Origin of the sequence: Streptomyces prasinopilosus, from assembly GCF_001419695.1 — a bacterium.
GTDB lineage: Bacteria > Actinomycetota > Actinomycetes > Streptomycetales > Streptomycetaceae > Streptomyces > Streptomyces prasinopilosus.
The window spans coordinates 1-3,023 of record NZ_LIRG01000860.1; the positions used below are offsets into that span (position 1 = coordinate 1).

The 3,023-nt window shown below is 76.9% G+C and carries 2 protein-coding genes; both read left to right on the forward strand.

Going from position 1 to position 3,023, the window contains the following annotated elements; translation table 11 throughout:
* The coding region (locus AOK18_RS27575; RefSeq protein ID WP_055696088.1) for a ComEC/Rec2 family competence protein at positions 1-1,919 on the forward strand (1,919 nt) is incomplete at its 5' end.
* 4 nt (positions 1,920-1,923) lie between these two features.
* Entirely contained in the window at positions 1,924-2,841 is a 918-nt protein-coding gene (locus AOK18_RS27580) for an arylamine N-acetyltransferase family protein (RefSeq protein ID WP_079105217.1), read from the forward strand.
* Positions 2,842-3,023 lie beyond the last annotated feature (182 nt).

Genomic DNA, 3,023 nt, shown 5'->3' on the forward strand with positions numbered 1-3,023 from the left:
GCGACCGGTTCGCGGCCGTGCTGCGCGTCGAAGGGGCGGGCGGACCGGAGACGGTGGGGGAGCCGTCGGCGCCGCAGCTCCTGGCCGGGCGGCTGCGCGCCGGACTGCGGGCGGCGACCGACGGACTGCCGGCCGACGCGCGCGCCCTGCTGCCGGGACTGGTCGTGGGCGACACCGCACGCGTCACCCCGGAACTGGAGGAGGCGTTCAGGGAGACCGACCTCACCCACACCCTGGCCGTCTCCGGGGCGAACTTCACGATCCTCCTCGCCCTGCTCCTCGGCCCGCCGGGACTGGCGCAGCATGCCGAGCGCCGCGGGCTCGCGTCCCGCCTGGGCCTCTCGCTGCGTACGACCGCGCTGCTCGGCGGGGCGCTCTCGCTCGCCTTCGTCGTCGTGTGCCGGCCGGACCCGAGCGTGCTGCGGGCCGCCGCCTGCGGATCCGTCGCGCTGCTCGCGCTCGCCACCGGCCGCCGCCGGTCCCTGGTCCCGGCGCTGGCGACGGCCGTCCTGCTGCTGGTGCTCCACGACCCGTGGCTGGCCCGCAGCTACGGCTTCCTGCTCTCCGTGCTGGCCACCGGCGCCCTGCTCACCCTCGCGCCGCGCTGGAGCGCCGCACTGCGACGGCGCGGGGTGCCGCCCCGGCTCGCGGAGGCGCTGGCCGCGGCGGGCGCCGCACAGGCGGTGTGCGCGCCGGTGGTCGTGGTGCTGTCGGAGCGGGTGAGCCTGGTGGCGGTGCCGTGCAACCTCCTCGCCGAGTTCGCGCTCGCCCCGGCCACCGTGCTGGGTTTCCTGGCCCTGGCCACCGCCCTGCCGGCCCTGCCCGTGGCGAAGGCGCTCGCCTGGTGCGCGAGCTGGCCCGCGGAGTGGATCGCGTGGATCGCCCGGACCGGGGCGGCGTTGCCCGGCGCCGGGATCGACTGGCCGGGCGGCTGGGCCGGGGCGGCACTGCTCGGGGCACTCACCCCGGTCGCCCTGCCGCTCGGCCGGAGACTGCTGCGGCACCCCTGGTGGTGCGGGGCCTGCGCCCTCCTCCTGGTGCTGCTGGTGGTGCAGCCGCCACCGCTGACCCGCGCGGTCACGGGCTGGCCGCCGCCGGGCTGGCGCATGGTGATGTGCGACGTGGGGCAGGGCGACGCGATGGTGCTGGCGGCGGGCGGGGGCACCGGCGTGGTCGTGGACGCCGGCCCGGACCCGGGCCCGGTGGACCGCTGCCTGCGCTCCCTCGGCGTCACCCGGGTCCCGCTGGTCGTACTGACCCACTTCCACGCCGACCACGTGGCGGGCCTGCCCGGCGTCCTGCGCGGACGTTCGGTGGGCGGCATCGCGACGACGGGACTGGAGGAACCCGCCGACCAGGCCCGGTTCGTACGGAGACTCGCGGCGGAGCGGCACCTGCCCGTGACACGGGCCGTCGCGGGGGAGCGGCGGCGCACGGGAGACCTGTCCTGGGAAGTGGTGTGGCCCCCGCCCGTCACCGGGCAGGCCGGCGGACGGGTCGCCGGGCAGCCCGCGGGCACGTGGCCCGCGGCCCCCGGACCGGAGGGGCCGAACGACGCCAGTGTGGCCATGCTCGTCCGGACGGCGGGGCTGCGCCTGCTGCTGCTCGGGGACATGGAACCACCGGCCCAGCGGGCCCTGGCGAGGTCCCCCGCGGCGGATCGCCTGGCGGACGTCGACGTCCTCAAGGTCGCCCACCACGGTTCGGCGTACCAGGACCCCGGCCTCGTGCGCCGGCTGGCGCCCAGGCTGGCGCTGATCTCCGCGGGACGGGACAACTCGTACGGGCATCCGGCCCCGGGCACGGTCGCCGCGCTGCGGAACGCCGGCGCCGCGGTGCTGCGGACGGACCGGGACGGGGCGATCGCGGTGCTCGGCGGCGGGGACGGGGACGGAGGGCTGCGGGTGGCGCGACACTGAGGGCATGAGGGAACCGGCGCACGACGACACGGACGAGCAAACCACCCCGGAGGCGGACGCGGGCGCACCAGCCGGCGCCGGGCCGGACGCGTCGGAGGTCGACGCCTATCTGCGGCGGCTGGGCGTCGAGCGGCCGGCCCGGCCCACCGCCGACGCGCTGCGCGAACTGCACCTGAGCCATCTGCGGACCGTGCCCTTCGAGAACCTCTCGGTCCACCTCGGCGAGGAGATCACGCTCGACGGGAAACGGCTGATGGACAAGGTGGTGACCGGACGGCGGGGCGGTTTCTGCTACGAACTGAACGGAGCCTTCGGCACCCTGCTCACCGCCCTCGGGTACGAGGTCGTCCTGCTCGCCGCGCGGGTCTACGGGGACGGGGGGCGGCTCGGCATCCCGTACGACCATCTCGCCCTGCGGGTGCGGACCCCGGACGGGGACGACCTGCTGGCCGACGTCGGGTTCGGGGCGCACTGCCTGCTGCCGCTGGAGTTCGGGGAGCGGGGGGACCAGGAGGACCCCGGGGGCACGTTCCGGATCACCGGGGCGGCGCCGGACGCGGCCGGGGCGCGTGACGGCCGGGACGCCGTCCCGTTCGAGGACCTGGACGTGCTGCGGAACGGGAAGCGGGTGTACCGGCTGGAGCAGCGCCCGAGGGCGCTCGGCGACTTCGTGGCCGGGGCGTGGTGGCACAGGACCTCGCCGCGGTCGCACTTCACCCGGTCGCTCGTCTGCTCCCGGGTCACCGGGGACGGGGGGAGGATCACGCTCAGCGGCCGCCGGGTCACCACGACGACGGCGGACGGCAAGCGGGAGGAACGGGAGCTGGGGACGGACGGGGAGGTGCTCGCGTACTACCGGGACCGCTTCGGAATCAGCCTCGCCCGGGTGCCGACCGTGAAGGACCCCCACCGGGCCGGCTGACCGGTGGCCCGGCGACAGCACCGACCGACGACAGCACCGACCGACGACAGCACCGACCGACGGCCGGCCGGCGAGCAGCCGAGGACCGCCCGACGAGCAGCAGCCGAGGACCGGCCGACGGTCAGCCGACGACGATCAGCCGACGACCGGCCCGCTGAGGGCCGACCGGCCCACGACCGGTC

Excerpts from the sequence above, each read along its gene's own strand:
- AOK18_RS27580 (WP_079105217.1), top strand. The coding sequence starts at position 1,924 with ATGAGGGAACCGGCGCACGACGACACGGACGAGCAAACCACCCCGGAG.